Origin of the sequence: Sphingomonas sp. VDB2 (assembly GCF_047946695.1) — a bacterium.
In the GTDB taxonomy this organism is placed as follows: Bacteria; Pseudomonadota; Alphaproteobacteria; order Sphingomonadales; family Sphingomonadaceae; genus Sphingobium; species Sphingobium bisphenolicum.
In genome coordinates this window covers 1,812,754-1,827,418 of sequence record NZ_CP159615.1, presented here as the reverse complement: position 1 = coordinate 1,827,418, position 14,665 = coordinate 1,812,754, and the positions used below count along the sequence as shown (strand labels likewise).

General features: G+C 63.0%; 13 protein-coding genes. 6 read left to right on the top strand and 7 right to left on the bottom strand.

Features of this window, described 5'->3' with window-relative positions:
* Positions 1-32 precede the first annotated feature (32 nt).
* Positions 33-644, top strand: a complete 612-nt coding sequence (locus ABT375_RS08970) for a peptidylprolyl isomerase (RefSeq protein ID WP_416464807.1) — start codon at positions 33-35, stop codon at positions 642-644.
* Between the two features lie 27 nt (positions 645-671).
* Here the strand turns inward: ABT375_RS08970 and ABT375_RS08965 are convergent, their stop codons facing one another.
* The 5 genes from ABT375_RS08965 to secB form a co-directional block, all read right to left on the bottom strand.
* Positions 672-1,904: a dicarboxylate/amino acid:cation symporter gene (locus ABT375_RS08965; protein ID WP_261936290.1), complete on the bottom strand. Its 1,233-nt coding sequence runs from the start codon at positions 1,902-1,904 to the stop codon at positions 672-674.
* Between the two features lie 188 nt (positions 1,905-2,092).
* Complete coding sequence (locus tag ABT375_RS08960; RefSeq protein ID WP_416464806.1) at positions 2,093-2,749, bottom strand: DUF4136 domain-containing protein; 657 nt, start codon at positions 2,747-2,749, stop codon at positions 2,093-2,095.
* A gap of 201 nt (positions 2,750-2,950) precedes the next feature.
* The gene (gene trpS / locus ABT375_RS08955; protein ID WP_261936292.1) at positions 2,951-3,955 is read right to left on the bottom strand and encodes a tryptophan--tRNA ligase; all 1,005 of its coding nucleotides are present in this window, start codon (positions 3,953-3,955) and stop codon (positions 2,951-2,953) included.
* An 18-nt stretch (positions 3,956-3,973) separates the two neighbouring features.
* The gene (gene murJ / locus ABT375_RS08950; protein ID WP_416464805.1) at positions 3,974-5,548 is read right to left on the bottom strand and encodes a murein biosynthesis integral membrane protein MurJ; all 1,575 of its coding nucleotides are present in this window, start codon (positions 5,546-5,548) and stop codon (positions 3,974-3,976) included.
* A 119-nt stretch (positions 5,549-5,667) separates the two neighbouring features.
* Positions 5,668-6,168 (bottom strand): protein-export chaperone SecB, encoded by a 501-nt coding sequence (gene secB, locus ABT375_RS08945; RefSeq protein ID WP_224548648.1) that lies wholly within the window; start codon positions 6,166-6,168, stop codon positions 5,668-5,670.
* 197 nt (positions 6,169-6,365) lie between these two features.
* Here secB and ABT375_RS08940 point away from each other — a divergent pair, with 197 nt between their 5' ends.
* From ABT375_RS08940 to ABT375_RS08925, 4 genes are all read left to right on the top strand, one after another.
* A complete protein-coding gene (locus ABT375_RS08940; protein WP_416464804.1) occupies positions 6,366-7,022 on the top strand; it encodes a Tim44/TimA family putative adaptor protein in 657 nt (218 codons plus the stop codon).
* A complete protein-coding gene (locus ABT375_RS08935) occupies positions 7,019-8,272 on the top strand; it encodes a murein transglycosylase A (RefSeq protein ID WP_416464803.1) in 1,254 nt (417 codons plus the stop codon). Before ABT375_RS08940 ends, ABT375_RS08935 begins: the two co-directional genes overlap by 4 nt.
* An 8-nt stretch (positions 8,273-8,280) precedes the next feature.
* Positions 8,281-8,835, top strand: a complete 555-nt coding sequence (locus ABT375_RS08930) for a Smr/MutS family protein (RefSeq protein WP_261936296.1) — start codon at positions 8,281-8,283, stop codon at positions 8,833-8,835.
* 96 nt (positions 8,836-8,931) lie between these two features.
* The gene (locus ABT375_RS08925) at positions 8,932-10,617 is read left to right on the top strand and encodes a putative bifunctional diguanylate cyclase/phosphodiesterase (RefSeq protein ID WP_416464802.1); all 1,686 of its coding nucleotides are present in this window, start codon (positions 8,932-8,934) and stop codon (positions 10,615-10,617) included.
* A gap of 276 nt (positions 10,618-10,893) precedes the next feature.
* On the opposite strand, the gene rplL is transcribed toward ABT375_RS08925, so the two are convergent.
* On the bottom strand, positions 10,894-11,268 hold the full coding sequence (gene rplL / locus ABT375_RS08920) for a 50S ribosomal protein L7/L12 (protein ID WP_224548658.1): 375 nt from the start codon (positions 11,266-11,268) through the stop codon (positions 10,894-10,896).
* Between the two features lie 69 nt (positions 11,269-11,337).
* Positions 11,338-11,853: a 50S ribosomal protein L10 gene (gene rplJ, locus ABT375_RS08915; RefSeq protein ID WP_224548660.1), complete on the bottom strand. Its 516-nt coding sequence runs from the start codon at positions 11,851-11,853 to the stop codon at positions 11,338-11,340.
* Between the two features lie 637 nt (positions 11,854-12,490).
* Here rplJ and ABT375_RS08910 point away from each other — a divergent pair.
* Positions 12,491-14,599 (top strand): ATP-binding protein, encoded by a 2,109-nt coding sequence (locus ABT375_RS08910; protein WP_416464801.1) that lies wholly within the window; start codon positions 12,491-12,493, stop codon positions 14,597-14,599.
* The last annotated feature ends 66 nt before the right edge of the window (positions 14,600-14,665 follow it).

The following is a 14,665-nucleotide window of genomic DNA, read 5'->3' as shown; positions in this document are numbered from 1 at the left end:
GCGTCCGGCGGCGGAGAAGCTAGGGTGAGCGTATGATTCGCGCCCTTGCTATCCTGCTCGCCGCCCTTCTCGGCTTTTCGGCCGCCTTGGCCCAGACACCGCCGGCGCCAGCGCCGTCGACCGACGTTCGCGTCGCGCTCGACACCGATGCAGGCCGCATCCTGATAGCGGTCCATGTCGACAAGGCGCCGGTCACCGCCGCCAACTTCCTCAAATATGTCGACCAGAAACGGTTCGACGGCACGCTCTTCTATCGCGGCGTGGGCGCGGCCGATTATGGCTTCGTCCAGGGCGGGGCGCAAAATGATCCGAAACGGATATTGCCGCCGATCAAACATGAACCAACCACCCAGACCGGCCTCACCCATGATGACGGCGCACTGTCGATGGCGCGCTATGCGCCGGGCAGCGCGACCGGCGACTTCTTCATCGTATTGGGCAAGATGCCGGCCATGGACGCCCAGCCCCAGCAGGCGAGCGGCGACAATCAGGGCTTTGCCGTCTTCGCCCATGTGGTCGAGGGGATGGATGTGGTGAAGGCGATCCTCGCCGCGCCCAAATCGCCCACGGCCGGGGAGGGCGTGATGAAGGGGCAGATGCTCGCCGCACCGGTGACGATCCGTACGGCGCGGCGGGTGCCTTGATCTTGTGATCCAAGCCTTCCAACAGGTTTAGGATGCGTCCGCCGCCTGCCGATCCAAAATCCGGGCCGCCGCCATGTCGGCGGTGACATTGCCGACCGTGCGGAAGATGTCGGGCACCGTCTCCACCGCCAGCAACAGCGGCAACGCCTCCACCGGCACGCCCATTGCGAGGCAAATGGGGCCGGTGGTGGTGAAGAAGGTGATCTGGCTGGGCAGGCCGACCGCCGCCAGGCTGACGATCGCGGCCACCAGCACCCCCATCGCCAGTTGTGCCGGGCCGAGCGTCACGCCGTTCATCGCCGCCACATAGAGGGCGACGCCCAGATTGGCGGGCGGGCTGGTGATACGGAACAGCGATATGGCGAGCGGCAGGACGATGCTGCGCGTAGTTTCGCGCACCTCAAGCGGTTCGTCGCTCGCCTGGATCATCGCGGGCAGGGAGGCGATCGAGCTTTGCGTCGAAAAGGCGATGGCCTGGGCGGGCAGGGCGGCGCGGGCGAAGCGGCCCAACCCGATCCGCCCGGCGACCACGACCAGCGGATAGACCAGCAGCGTCACCGCGACGCAGATCAGCACGATGAAGCCGATATAATGAAGCAGCGCCCCCGCCGTCGCCAGCCCCGACCGCGCGCCCGCGACCAGCGCCAGCGCGAATACGCCGATCGGCGCCAGCCACAGCACCCAGCCGACCACGACCAGCAGCGCGTCGGCCAGCGCCTGGAAGAAGCCGGTCAGCTGCGCGCGCCGGTCCGCCGCGATGCGGGTGACGGCGAAACCGAAGACCAGTGCGAACAGCACCACGGCGACCACCTGCCCCTCGCTCGCGGACTTGAGAGGATTGACCGGGATGAAGCCCAGCAGCCATTCGGCGGACGGGCGCATGTCGGGTACTTCGCCTACCCCATCGGCGCCCGCCAGCGCCCCGACCGCGCCGGCCGGCACTGGCCACAGATGCAGCATCAGCGGCCCGATCAGCGCGGCGACCGCCGCCGATGCCGTCAGCAGGATTGCGAACAGCGCGATCGCGCGGCCGGCCATGCCGTTGGTCCGGACGCTGGTCGCCGCCTGGGTGATGCCCGTCACCAGCAGGGCGAAGATCAGGGGGATCAGCGGCATCTGCAGCCCGCCCAGCCACGCCTTGCCGATCGGCTGCGCCACCGCGATCACGCCTGTCCCCCAGTCTCCGCCCCATTCGGCCAGCGCGATGCCGCTACCCAGTCCCAGCACGAGCGCGATCAGGATGCGGACGGTCAAGGACATAGGCGTGGTTCCCCGGTGGCGCTGCCCATGGCAACGGACCGCGGCAGGCTATCCGCTATGATGGGGCATGGAACAGCGGAAAATGGCGCAGGGGACAATGCGGGCGGGACAGAAGGCGCGGCATGACGACGAAAAAGCCCGGCGCTTCGATGAAGCGCCGGGCTTTTCACATCTTGTTAGAGCCTGTCCTAGCCCTTTTTCTCGGGCGGCAGAGTGATCTTCACATCTTCCCCATTCTGGCCGGGAAAGTTGGTGAACATCGCGTCGATCAGGTTGGGCACCAGATAGGTCAGCTTGTTCGACAGCGACTGGGCGCTCGCCTTGCCCTCGAACAGGCGGCGGTTGTCGGCCGCGCGGTCGATCTTCATGCTGAGGTCGCTGGTGTAGACGGTGTAGCTCGACACGTCGTTATAGCCGCCACCGCCGAAGAGCCAGGGATCATAGAAGCCATAGCCCCATGGGCGACCCCAACGGCCGCCGAAGCCGCCACCCCAGGGGCCGAAGCCACCGCCATAAGGGCCGCCAAAGCCGGTCGAGCGCACCTTCTCGCGCCCATTGTCGACATCATAGGCGACGCGCACGATCAGGTCGGCGCGGGCCGGGTCACTAGCCTGCACATAACCGGTCTGTGCCAGACGTCGCCCGACCATGTCCGCATAATGGGCGAACTCCAGCCCGCCCGCGAGCTGCGGATCGTCGGCGACGACAATATAGCTTTGCCCGGCGGGCGCGGGGAGTTGCTGGAAGCGGGCGACATCGGCTTTGAAGCCTGTGGTGCAGCCCGACAGCGCCACCAGCGCCAGAGCTGGCGCCGCAATCAGGCCGAACTTCTTGAAACGGGTCATTTTTCTGCGTCCTGTACCAAGGCATGAGCCTTTAAACATCATTGCGCTCTGCGATAGCAAAACGCAACTGAACATCGTTTGAACGCGCGAACCGACCGAACGGGCGCAAACCATGGTCCTGTCGGATCATGGACGACGCTCGCCCCGCTTTTCCGTAAACGACCATGCCCAGGGTCAGCTATTTAAGCCGAACCTGTGACATTATCGCATCAGCCCCATTGCGTCATAGGCGGCGCGCAGGGTCGGCTCCGCCGCCGCCGCTGCCTTGGCCGCGCCCTTGTCCAGGATGGCGTCGAGTGCGGCATCGTCGGTGCGCAATGCAAGAAACCGCTCGCGAATCGGGCGCAGAGTTTCGACCAGCAGGTCGCCCAACGCCGGCTTGAACGCGCCGAACCCCTTGCCCGCGAACGCCGCGCAGACTGCGTCCGGCGTCGTGCCCGACAGGGTGGCGTAGATGCCGATCAGGTTGTTCGCCTCTGGGCGGCCGACCAGCCCGGCGGCCGTTTCGGGCAAGGGTTCGGGATCGGTCTTGGCCTTCTTCACCTTGTTCATGATGGCGTCGTCGTCGTCGGTCAGGTTGATGCGGCTCATGTCCGACGGATCGGACTTGGACATTTTCGCGCTACCGTCGCGGAACGACATGATCCGCGCCGATTCCCGGGGAATGATCGGATCGGGCAGGGTGAACAGTTCGACGCCGAAATCGCTGTTGAACTTGGCCGCAATGTCGCGCGCCAGCTCCAGATGCTGCTTCTGGTCCTCGCCCACCGGGACATGGGTGGCGTTATAGAGCAATATGTCGGCGGCCTGCAGCACCGGATAGACGAACAGGCCGATCGAGGCGCCCTCGCGGTCCTTGCCGACCTTGTCCTTGAACTGCGTCATGCGATTGAGCCAGCCGATGCGCGCGGTGCCGTTCAGCAACCAGGCGAGTTCCGCATGGGCGGGCACGCGCGCCTGATTGAACAACACGCTGCGGTCCGGGTCGATCCCGGCGGCGACCAGTGCGGCCGCCATGTCGCGCACGTTGCGGATACGCTGCTCGCGCCCTTCATGCACGGTGATCGAATGCATATCGGCCAGGAAGAAGAAACACTGACTCTGGCTGTCCATCTCATCCTGCATCCGCACCCAGTTGCGGATCGCGCCAAGGTAATTGCCAAGGTGCAGATTGCCGGTCGGCTGGATGCCGGAAAGGACGCGCATGTCTGTATCCGTTCTTACTTAGGTTGCACTTTTGCGGCGCATCAGCGCCTTGATGTCGGAGAGCCGATAGGCCCCCGTGACGAAGGAGGCCAGCCCGTACAGCGCCACACCCGCGCCGACAAGCAGGGCCAGCGCGACATAGCGCTGCACCATCGCGCCGGTCAGCCAGGGATCGAGCAGATCTTCACCCGTCCACAGCGCGACACCCATGATGAGCGCGGCGACGGCGAGCCGGGGCAGGCGGCGGCGCAGGCCAGCGTCAGCGGCGAAATGGCCGCGCCTGACCAATGTCCGATAGAGCATCGCGACATTGACCGTGGAGGATAGCGCGGTCGCCAGCGGCGGGCCGATATGGCCCAGGGTCGGGATCATCGCCAGATTGCCGATGATGTTGATCACGATCGACAGCATCGCATAGCGTACCGGCGTCTTCGTGTCGCCGCGCGCATAATAGCCCGGCGTCAGCACCTTCACGAGAACATAGGAGGGCAGGCCGATCGAGAAGGCCGACAGCGCCCAGCCGCATCGCATCGCGTCCTCCGCGGTGAAGCGGCCATATTGGAACAGGCCGCGCACGATCGGTTCCGCCACGACCAGAAAGGCCACGGTCGCGGGCAGGGTCAGGAACAGGGCGAGTTCGATGCCCCGATTCTGCGTCTCCATCGCCGCGGCGTCCTCGCCCTTGGACAGCATCCGCGAAATGGTGGGGAGCAGGATCGTACCCAGGCCAATGCCGATCAGGCCCAGCGGCAACTGGTTCAGCCGGTCGGCATAATAGATATAGGTGATGGAGCCGGACGCGAGCAGCCAGCCCGACAGCGCGGTGGAAATCAGCAGGTTGATCTGCGACGCGCCCGCGCCCGCCGCTGCCGGAACGATCAGGCGCAGCAGTTCGCGCACATCCTTGTCGAGGCGGGGGCGTTTCAATGTCATCGACACGCCCGCGCGCCTGCACGCCCAGATCAACCAGAGCAGTTGCAGCGCCCCGCCGATCGTGACCGACATGGCCTGCACCCGCGCCGTCTCATATTCGTCGGCGCCGTGAAAGAACCACAGGCCCGCGATCATCGCGACGTTCAGCAGGATCGGCGCGGCGGCATTGACCCAGAATTTGTCGAGGGAATTGAGGATGCCGCCCAGCAGCGAGGCCAGGGAGATCAGCGCGAGATAGGGAATGGTGATGCGGGACAGGGCAACGGCGAAGGCGAATTGCTCCGCGCTCGGGTTCTGGCGGGAAAAGCCGCCCGACAGCGCCCAGGTGATCGGCCAGGCCGCGGCAATCAGGATCAGGGTGAAGAGGATCAGGACGGGCAGCAGCACCGCCAGCGCGCGTTCGGCGAAATCATAACCCGCCGGTAATCCGCCTTCCCCTGCCGCCTTCTTGTTGAACAGGGGGATGAAGGCGGCAGAAAAGGCGCCCTCGGCAAAGAGCGCGCGGAACATATTGGGCAGGCGAAAGGCGACGCCGTTGAACGCGTCCGACGCGAAACCCGCGCCGACATAACGCGCGGCGAGCGAATCGCGCACCAGCGCCAGCACCCGGCTGGCGAGGGTCAGCCCGCCGACCGAGCCAAGGGCGCGTACCAGTTTCATGCGCCCAATCCCTGTTCCGTTCGCCCTGAGCTTGTCGAAGGGCTCCCTTTTTCTTGCGCAGAACAGCAAGGGGCTTCGACAGGCTCAGCCCGAACGGAATGAGAGGTCATCGCAGAGGATCAGGCGTGACCGGCCGGTTCGCCCGTCGTCACTTCCATCTGCTCGGCCTGTTGCAGATACAGCGCGCCGAAATCGATCGGGTCGAGCAGCAGCGGGGGGAAGCCGCCGTCGCGGATCGCATCAGCCAGCACTCGCCTGGCGAAGGGAAAGATCAGGCGCGGCGCTTCGGCCAGCATGAAGGGCTGGATCTGGTCTTCTGGCACGTTGCGCATACCGAAAATGGCCGCGTAGAGCAGTTCGACGGCAAAGGCGGTGCCTTGCGGCGCGATCGCCTTCACTTCGATCTTCAGCGCGATTTCCAGCACTTCGTCGGCGACCCGTTCGGCGCCGATGTTGAACTGCACGTCGATCTGCGGCTGGTCCTGCCACTGGTAGACGGCCGGCGCGTTCGGATTTTCGAACGACAGATCCTTCACATATTGGCTGATCAGCGCGATCTGCGGCGCGGTGTCGGCGCCATTGCCCAGATTCGTGGTGATGTGATCCGTTTCGTCGGCCATGCTCTTCCCTAGACTTTCGCTGTTGGCGGCGGCACCAAGGCCCCCGGACAATGATGACCCGCGCGCTTAGCAGGGGCGTTGGATCAGGGCAATGGCGGGACGCCGGGAAAGACCAGCCCAAGCGCCTATTTGAAGTTGCGTGCAAACATGCCTATGTTGGCCGGAACATTGTCCCACACAAAAGGGTATAGCCTTCCGTGTATGTGATCGTCATCCTCGCCATGATCGCCGGTTTTCTGGCGCTGCGGCTCTATTCGGTGCTCGGCAAGCGTACGGGCCACGAGCAGGAGCCTGCCCTGCGCCCGGCCGACGAACGCGCCAAGGTGACGGTGCTGCAACCCGGTCCGGTCGCGCAGAATGGCGGCGATTCGGTCCGTCTGGCCGAAGGACTGATCGGCGCCGGCGCGGAAAATGGCGTCCGCGCGCTGATCGCCGCCGACCGCAGCTTCGATGTTCCGCAGTTCGTGGACGGCGCCAAGAGCGCTTACAAGATGGTGCTGGAAGCCTTCTGGCGCGGCGACCGCGACGAACTGGCCTGGCTGTGCGACGATGACGTCCGCGCCTCCTTCGAGGACGCGATCGCTGCGCGCGAAGCCGATGGCCATGTGCTCGACAACCGCCTGGTGCGGATCGAAAAGGCGCAGATCGTCGAGGCGTCGCTCAATGGCCGCATCGCCGAAGTCGCACTGCGGTTCGAGGCGGACATCGCCGCCGTCACCCGCGACAAGGATGGCAACGTCGTCGCGGGGTCGATGACCGATGCGGTCGGCACCAAGGATGTGTGGACCTTCACCCGCGACATCCGCAGCGCGGACCCCAATTGGAAGCTTAGCGAAACCGACGAAGCGGCATGATCGCGCGTCAGTCGGGGGCGGCGCTGCTTGCGGCGCTGATGCTGTCTGCCTGCGCGGGCGGCATGATCCCGCCATCTGCCGGCGGTCCCGCCCCTTCGCGTCCAGTTCCGTCCGGCGAGGGCGCAACCCGTCCCGTTCCGGCTACACCGCGCCCGACCCTGCCGGTCGAATTGCCGGCCGATCCTGCGCTCGACAAGGGTATGGCGGCAGGTCTGGGCGTGACCCGTGGCCCGGATATTGCCAGCCTCATCCCATCGGGTGAACGCGCCCGCCTCGCGCTCCAGGCATTCCGCATCTCTTGCCCGACGCTGATGAAGCGCACCGACGCCAGCGGCCTGACGCGCGGCGCCGACTGGAACAATAGCTGCGCCGCCGCATCAAGCTGGCCCGAAGCATCGGCCAGCGAGTTTTTCTCCCGATATTTCGAAGCGGTGCAGGTGGGCGACGGCGCGGCCTTCGTCACCGGCTATTATGAGCCGGAAATCGCCGGATCGCGCGCCCGCCAGCCGGGCTATGAAGTGCCGATCTACCGTCGCCCGACGGACCTGATCGATGTCGATCTCGGCCAGTTCAGCGACAGCCTGAAAGGGCGCACGATCCGGGGCAAGGTGAGCGGCAGCAAGTTCGTCCCTTATGACGATCGCAGCCAGATCGTGTCCGGCGCGCTCGCCGGGCGCGGGCTGGAACTGGCCTGGGCCGCCGATCCGGTGGAATTCTTTTTCCTCCAGGTGCAGGGCAGCGGCCGGCTGAACCTGCCCGACGGCGGCGTCATGCGCATCGGCTATGACGGGCAGAATGGTCGCGACTATACGGGCATCGGCAAGCTGATGAAGGATCGCGGACTGATCCAGGCCGGGTCGATGCAGGACATCATGCAATATCTGCGCGCCCATCCGGCCGAAGGCGCGGCTATCATGAACGAGAATAAGAGCTTCGTCTTCTTCCGCGAACTGACCGGGGCCGGGCCGATCGGCGCGCTTGGCGTGCCGGTGACGGCGGAAGCGACGGTGGCTGCCGATCCCAAATTCATCCCGCTGGGCGCGCCGGTGCTGCTTTCGCTCGACCGGGCCGAACCGGCAGGCGTGTGGATCGCGCAGGATACCGGCGGCGCGATCAAGGGCGCCAACCGCTTCGACAGTTTCTGGGGCGCAGGCGCACGGGCGCGGGGCATTGCCGGCGGCATGTCGGCGCGGGGCAGCGCGCTGGTGCTGCTGCCGATCGGCTCGGCGGCGCGCCTCGTTCGCCCCTGATCGGCGCCATGGCCCGGCGCCGCCTGTCCAGCGAGGAAGAAGCGCTCTGGTCGGCGCTGGCCCGCACCGTGCGGCCGATCCGACCGAGCGCGCGGGCCGCCGCCAGTCCGACCATGGCGCCGCTGCCGATCGAGCCGTCGGTCAAGACAAGGTTAACGCCACCACCGGCGCGGATCATTGCCGCACCGCCTGCACGGACGCCCGCAGCGGTGCTCGACACCGGCTGGGAGCGGCGAATCCGTAGCGGTACGATCAGCCCCGACACCAGCATCGACCTGCATGGCCACACCCTGTCGACCGCCCATGCCCGCCTTAACCAGGCGATCGCCGCCGCCCTGTCGCGCGATGCGCGGGTGTTGCTGGTCGTCACCGGCAAGCCGCCCAAAAGCGCGGCAGCGAACGGAAATGGAGGCGGGGCGGGACGTCGCGGCGCGATCCGCGGTGAAATCGGTCATTGGCTCGAAACCAGCCCCTATGCCGATCGCATCGCCAGCGTGCGCGTCGCCCATCCGCGCCATGGCGGAGACGGCGCGCTCTATTTGATATTGCGCCGCAAAAAGTGACGATTTTCGGACGCTTTGCTGACCCTTTCTTAACCACTGTCCTTCATATCCGGCTGATCGGGGGTCCTGCGGGACCGGTATCGGGCTGGGAGGCACATGCAGGGCGTGACGTTGAAAAGCCGCGCTGCCGCCTTCGCCTGCGCCGCGGGGGCGCTGGTGTTCATCCTGTCGCTGGTGCTGGGCTATACGCCGGGCCAGGAAGATGACCTGATCCAGATCGGCCGTTCGCTGATCATCGCCATATTGTGCGGCACGATGAGCTGGGCGTCGGCCCGGCGCACCATCGCCACCACCGCCACCGCCATCGACGCCGCCACCGACCGGCTGCTGTCCGCCGCCCATGGCGACCTCCATTCGGGTGTCGCCCGCGAGATCGGGCACGAGCTGCCCGACCTGTCGGTTGCGATGGAAAGCCTGTTCAGCCAGGTCCGCACCAATCTCGACCATGTCCAGGCGCTGGCGCTGTTCGACCAGATCACCGGGCTCGCCAACCGCACCAGCTTCTGCCGCCAGGTCGAACGGTTGCTGGCGGAGCGCGACGACAATGGCCTCGCCACCCTCTTCTTCATCGATCTCGACGGGTTCAAGTCGGTCAACGACACGCTGGGCCATGCGGCCGGCGACCAGTTGCTGGCGCGCGTCGCAGGTCGCCTGCGCGAAGTCGTGATGGCGCAGGTCAGTACGGGCGGCGGCGATGCCGTCATCGGCCGCCTCGCCGGCGACGAATTCACGATGTTCTTCCCGCATCTGTCCGGTCCGGCGGCGGCGCAGCGGATCGCGCGCGCCATCCAGTTCGCACTGGGCGAACGGTTCGACCTGGGCAGCCAGCATGTCGACCTGGGTGCGTCGATCGGCATCGCCTGTTATCCCGACCATGGCGCGACGCTGGCCGATCTTTTGCGGGCCGCCGACATCGCCATGTATCACGCCAAGCATCAGGGGCGCGGCCGGGCGGAAATCTACACCGACGCGCTGGCGCTGGAGGCGGAGGATCGCGCCGAGCTGGAGCGCGACCTGCTGCGTGGGCTGGAGCGGGAGGAATTCCTGCTCGAGTTCCAGCCGCAGATCGATGTCGCCAGCGGCTACGCAGTCTCGGCCGAAGCGCTGGTGCGCTGGGCGCATCCCGAGCGCGCACTCGTCATGCCCGGCGCCTTCGTGCCGGTGGCGGAGGAAAGCGGCGCGATCGTCGCGCTGGGCGACTGGGTGATGAGCCGCGTGTGCCAGACCGCGGCCCGCTGGGCGCAGACGGGCGTGCATCAGCGGATCGCCGTCAATATCTCCACCCGCGAACTCGCCCAGGCCGACTTCTTCCTGCGCCTGCGCCACGCCATCGCCACCCACGGCACCCCGCCCGCCATGCTGGAGCTGGAGATCACCGAATCTCTGGCGATGGAGATGGACCCGCGCGTGCTGGAGCAATTGCGCGCGCTGCGCCGCGATGGCGTGCGTATCGCCATCGACGATTTCGGCACCGGCTATTCCAACCTGTCGCGGTTGAAGGAACTGCCGGTCGACCGGGTCAAGATCGACCGCAGCCTGGTCCGCGACATCGCCACCTCCGCCGAAGCCCGCACCATCTGCTCTGCCGTCGTCGGGCTGATCCAGGGGCTGGGCATGGAAGTGGTGGTCGAGGGGATCGAAAGCGAAGCCCAGATGGACGTGCTGCGCGTTATCGGCTGCACCCTGTTCCAGGGCTATCACCTGGCGCGCCCGACCGGGGAACAGGAGTATCTGGCGCAATTCGGCGCGCGGCCAGGAGTTCAGGTTCGCGACGCTGGATAGGGTCTGGATGGGGCGGCCGATTGGGATGAAGGCGCCTTGTTCCGGTGGGTTCGGCGAGCTGCTGTCCTGTCCGCGATGAAGCGGTCGGCGCAGCGCATCTATTCTCCGGACCGGTGATGGACGCCGCCGATCCACCAATGGCAGAAGCCAGGCTTTGACGGCGCTTGCCGCCGGCTTGCCGTCGTCCACGAAAAAGGCGGCAACCGTAACGGCGCCGCCCTATATCCGCCGGCCAGAGCCGGGCCAATGTGCCCCGCATGTAGCGGGGCGCACCGATTACTTGAGTTCGACGGTCGCGCCGGCTTCTTCCAGCTGCTTCTTGACCTTCTCGGCCTCATCCTTGCTGACGCCTTCCTTGACGGCCTTCGGCGCGGATTCCACCAGCGACTTGGCTTCGGTCAGGCCCAGGCCGGTGATGGCGCGGACTTCCTTGATGACGTTGATCTTCTTGCCACCGTCGCCGGTCAGGATCACGTCGAATTCGGTCTGCTCTTCAGCGGCCGGAGCGGCGGCGGCGGCAGCCGGGCCAGCGACGGCGACGGCAGCAGCGGCGCTAACGCCCCACTTTTCTTCCAGAGCCTTCGACAGCTCGGCGGCTTCGAGGACGGTGAGGGCCGAAAGCTGGTCGACCAGAGCGTTGATGTCTGCCATTTGTCAATTTCCTTATTTGGGGCGCTGCGCCCCGTCAGATGAGGGTCAAAAAATCGGGTCGGGAACGGCTCAGGCCGCTTCCTTCTCCGCATAGGCGTTGAAGACTCGCGCGAGCTGCGCAGCCGGTGCCTGGGTGACGGTTGCGAGCTTGGTAGCCGGAGCGACGATGAGGCCGATCAGCTTTGCACGCAGTTCATCCAGCGACGGCATCGATGCCAGGGCCTTGACGCCCTCCGCATCGAGCAGCACTTCGCCCATCGCGCCGCCAACGATCTCAAGCTTGTCGTTGGTCTTGGCGAAATCGATCGCAACCTTGGCGGCTGCGACCGGGTCGGCCGAGGTGGCGAGGCCGACGGGGCCGGTCAGCAGGTCGCTGAGCGGGCCGTAGGCGGTGCCATCAAGGGCGATACGGGCGAGGCGGTTCTTCGTAACCTTGTAGGTGGCTCCTGCGTCGCGCATCTTCTGGCGCAGGACAGTCGACTGGGCGACGGTCATGCCGAGGTTGCGGGTCACGACGACCACGCCAACTTCTGCCAGCTCTGCGTTCAGCGCGGAAACGACCTCAGCTTTCTGATTACGATCCATGCCATTACTCCACTTCATGTCCGACCGCTTGCACGGACGAACGACTAAACCCACGCCGGAGGCATGGGGCACTAAGTCCGAGGGGAGAGATCGACTGGCCCGCATCCATCAAAGGAACAGGCAGACCCGAATCGGGCATAGCGCCCGTCCGGCAAAGAACTTTTCCCCGTCTAGGCTGGAAATTAAGAAGGGCAGATCCCTTCACCAACTGTCTCGGACGGTGAACCCCGAAGGGTTCGCTACGGGCGCCTTTACAGAGTCGGGGCAGCGATGTCACGCGGAAACTGGCGCGGGGCGGGGGTGCGGGGCGTGGGTTGCGGGTCACAGCGGCGCGCTGGCGGCGAAGTTCACACCGTTGTCGGGGTGGGACGACGTAAAATGTGAAAAAATAGGATGGTCGGGTAACGGGAAAGGCGCTGTTGGGCCACAAGTGGGTAACGCCGAGGTCACGGACGCGCGCCCGTTGGGTCATGATTGGGTCACTGCGACGCGCCTGTCGCTCGTCATGGTGCGGGCGGGGTGACGGGCCGGGCGGGAAGCGGCGTGGTTCATCGGTAAGGATAAACCAGAGGAAATCCTACTTTGGAAGGGGGAAGTGGTAGGCGACGGAATAACGGCTTGGAGGTCCTCAATATCGATGTGGGACGCCGTTTTATTTTATCATCTCAGCCGTAACTTTGATATTTCAGATTTCGGATCATCCTTCGGTAGCGGTTCGCTTCTTTTCCCTCTACCATGGTTAGGCAACGCAGGGAGGGGCAACGCTCGGATGAGAATTGAGACCGATACACTGGTGAAACCGGATATGGTCGCGGTTTTAGAGCGAACTCACGTAAGTAAAGACCTTCACGGCTTCCTTTTACCAACGCTTGAAGCCGTCTCCAACGCAATGCACGGAATTGAGGCTCGCTTTCCCGAAACCGCGCGACAGGACGGCAAGGTTGAAATAGCCATTTCTGATATAAATGATCCAGCCCGGATCATGATTTCTGTAACTGATAACGGCATCGGTTTGGATGACCAAAACTACAGATGGTTTAAAACCCCATTTTCAGGACATAAATTAAAGCAGAACGGGCGAGGGTTTGGCCGTTTTATTGCTTTCAAAGTTTTTAAACGGATTCTTTATTCCAGTCGATACGAGGCAATTCCTGTCGCATCCAAGCGTGCATTTCGGTTTGATATTTCCAAAGAAAATGAGTTGATTATTAGCGACGGCGATCCTGATTTTGCCCATGTCGGTTTGCGCGTCGATTACGATGAACCACTGGAAGAATGGGCCGAACTAATCGCCTCGTTGGATCGCAAAGACATTGCCGATCATATTGGAAGCCATTTTCTGCCGCATTTCCTATACCGGTGGCTACCAGAAATAACGATAAAGTTCGATGACGAAGATGCGGAAAGCATAACTAGTCATTTCAAGGATGTTTTTGTTCAGTCCGAGGCTGGTTATTTTGCATGTTTGCTTGATGGAAAAACAGAAACGATAGAATATTCGCTTACGAAGGTGCCTCGCACTCGGTCATTCAAAAATCATTGTTTGTTGTTCGCCGCAGGAGATCGCATAGTAGGGCATCCTCGCGATCTGACTAATCTTCTTGGGCAGTCGTCATTTTCTGACGAAAAAGATCAGGCCTACATCATCATCGCTGTCGTTCGTTCTACCGCCTTCGAAAGCCGTTTGAATGATGCCAGAACTGGGATCAATATCTCTCCTACAACGATTGAGGAAATAGTCGCAGCGATCGGTAGTATCATTCAAGCGAGTGAGAATGACCAGATAGAAAAGATAAAGCGTGTTCAGTCTAAAGAATTGCAAGGCGCTTTGCTTGAAAATCCTATTCTTAGAATAGGGCTGAAGGGTCGATCCGTTTCCGATTATGTTAAAGGCAAGCCCAACAATTGGAAGGCTCAGGACTTTGTTTCCAACCTTGCAATCGAACGGTATCGTGTGTCACGTGACCTCTCGCGGGCTATCACGAGCGCTGCAAGCAATCAGGATGACTACGTTTCCAAAATCAAGGAGATAGTGGACAAAATCGACGCCAACAACAAAGAAGCGCTTGCCGAATATGTTGTGCATCGGAAAAAGGTAATTGAGTTGATTGAGGCTGCTCGCAAATATGGTGCGGCTGGCACACATGCTCCCGAAGACACCATTCACGATCTAATATTTCGGAGATTTTCAGACACCGTCGAAAAAGATTATTTTGAGCATAATCTTTGGTTGATCGATGACGCACTGGCGTTCCTCCCTTACGTCTCTAGTGATCGTGCTATGCACGGGAAGGGTCGGAAGAAAGGCGACAAAATTCCCGATCTCGCTTTTTTTGATGATAGCTTAGTGCTTGGCGACAACGACGGAACGACAATTACAATTGTGGAGTTCAAACGCCCTAGTCGCGATGATTACCGCTTCGGTGACGCAAAGCACGATCCTGTCATGCAAGTAATTCAGACCTTGGAGGATGCCACCGCTGCGGGAGGTATCGCCAAAACAGACGGCACGCATTTTGCCTTTAGGGGTGTTGTTCGGCGATTTGCATATATCGTGGCCGACATCAAACCAACGCTGGTGACAGTACTCAAGCGTCACGATTTTAAAAATGATTGGAACCCTGACATCTACGTCCGCTATCGCGACAACGAACAGGTTTTTGTTCAAGCCATGGGATATGACACGCTCATTGCCAATGCGAAAAAACGCAACCAAGCTTTCTTCAGCGTACTCTTCGACGAGTAGAGTCAGTTCGTTGCGATAGGTAGGTGCCAACACTAAAAAAATTGGCGTATCCCAGCCACTTGTTTT

What these genes read in the sequence shown, in the direction of transcription:
- ABT375_RS08970 (WP_416464807.1), top strand. Translation starts at nt 33, where the DNA reads ATGATTCGCGCCCTTGCTATCCTGCTCGCCGCCCTTCTCGGCTTTTCG.
- ABT375_RS08965 (WP_261936290.1), bottom strand. Translation starts at nt 1,904, where the DNA reads ATGTCCTTGACCGTCCGCATCCTGATCGCGCTCGTGCTGGGACTGGGT.
- ABT375_RS08960 (WP_416464806.1), bottom strand. Translation starts at nt 2,749, where the DNA reads ATGACCCGTTTCAAGAAGTTCGGCCTGATTGCGGCGCCAGCTCTGGCG.
- trpS (WP_261936292.1), bottom strand. Translation starts at nt 3,955, where the DNA reads ATGCGCGTCCTTTCCGGCATCCAGCCGACCGGCAATCTGCACCTTGGC.
- murJ (WP_416464805.1), bottom strand. Translation starts at nt 5,548, where the DNA reads ATGAAACTGGTACGCGCCCTTGGCTCGGTCGGCGGGCTGACCCTCGCC.
- secB (WP_224548648.1), bottom strand. Translation starts at nt 6,168, where the DNA reads ATGGCCGACGAAACGGATCACATCACCACGAATCTGGGCAATGGCGCC.
- ABT375_RS08935 (WP_416464803.1), top strand. Translation starts at nt 7,019, where the DNA reads ATGATCGCGCGTCAGTCGGGGGCGGCGCTGCTTGCGGCGCTGATGCTG.
- ABT375_RS08930 (WP_261936296.1), top strand. Translation starts at nt 8,281, where the DNA reads ATGGCCCGGCGCCGCCTGTCCAGCGAGGAAGAAGCGCTCTGGTCGGCG.
- ABT375_RS08925 (WP_416464802.1), top strand. Translation starts at nt 8,932, where the DNA reads ATGCAGGGCGTGACGTTGAAAAGCCGCGCTGCCGCCTTCGCCTGCGCC.
- rplL (WP_224548658.1), bottom strand. Translation starts at nt 11,268, where the DNA reads ATGGCAGACATCAACGCTCTGGTCGACCAGCTTTCGGCCCTCACCGTC.
- rplJ (WP_224548660.1), bottom strand. Translation starts at nt 11,853, where the DNA reads ATGGATCGTAATCAGAAAGCTGAGGTCGTTTCCGCGCTGAACGCAGAG.
- ABT375_RS08910 (WP_416464801.1), top strand. Translation starts at nt 12,491, where the DNA reads ATGTGGGACGCCGTTTTATTTTATCATCTCAGCCGTAACTTTGATATT.